Origin of the sequence: Acetobacterium sp. MES1 (genome assembly GCF_002237635.1) — a bacterium.
Lineage (GTDB): Bacteria > Bacillota > Clostridia > Eubacteriales > Eubacteriaceae > Acetobacterium > Acetobacterium wieringae.
Window position 1 is genome coordinate 1 of record NZ_MJUY01000018.1, and the last position, 790, is coordinate 790.

At 44.9% G+C, this 790-nt stretch carries 2 protein-coding genes; both read right to left on the bottom strand.

All coding sequences use genetic code 11. The features are described from left to right. A partial coding sequence (locus BI182_RS07165; RefSeq protein ID WP_286806545.1) for an NUDIX hydrolase occupies positions 1 to 335 on the bottom strand: 335 nt, incomplete at its 3' end. Positions 336 to 364: 29 nt separating this feature from the next. Further along, on the bottom strand, positions 365 to 790 hold a 426-nt coding region (locus BI182_RS07170), incomplete at its 5' end, for a DbpA RNA binding domain-containing protein (RefSeq protein WP_286806547.1).

A 790-nucleotide genomic window follows, 5' to 3' on the forward strand; every position in this document is an offset into this window, starting at 1 on the left:
AAAATATCCAATGAAATAATATTGTCAGACATCGCTGTCACCGTGCTTAATCCGGTTTCTTCTTTGGCTTCCCGGATTGCCACCTGAAGCAGATCTACTTCGCCATCGGCATGCCCTCCAGTCCAGGACCAGGACTGATAAATATTGTGGTAGATCATTAACAGTTTATCCCGTGACGGATTAAAAATCAAGGCGGAACTGGTCAGATGAGCAATTTTATTGTCCCGGAGCAAAACATCCGGATTATTATGAATAAATCGGATAAAGGTCTGTTGATCGGCCTGTTCCTGAGCTGATTCGGGTTTAAATGCGGTAATGGCGGTTAAATAATCCATGGGCTCCTCACGTAAAGCACTAAGTTTAATTAATAAAATCGACGGATCGGTTTTTTTCGGGCAATCGTAACCGGTTTATCTTCGGCGAGGGTTACCTTTCTCGGCCGTCCTTTGATGTTTCGGGTTTGCAGCTCTTTTAGCACCTGCGGGCCTTTGTTGTTAAGAATTTCCACGAAGGTGGAGACATCCAGGATCGTAATCACGCCGATATCCGCTGCTGTCATCCCCTCCAGATTGCAGAGCGTCCCGACAATATCGACCGGCCGCATTTTGGTCTTTTTACCGGCATTGATATGGATCTTGGTGATTTCCCGGCTCAGATCATAGGCTTTGTCCAGCTTTTCGTCGGGTTTTTCCTGCAGCTTTGTAAGAAAGGCCGGTTTCATTGCATGAACAGTGGAAAGCGTCGGACATTCTTTTTCAATAATTTCTTTATCAGTATAATTCTCAATATC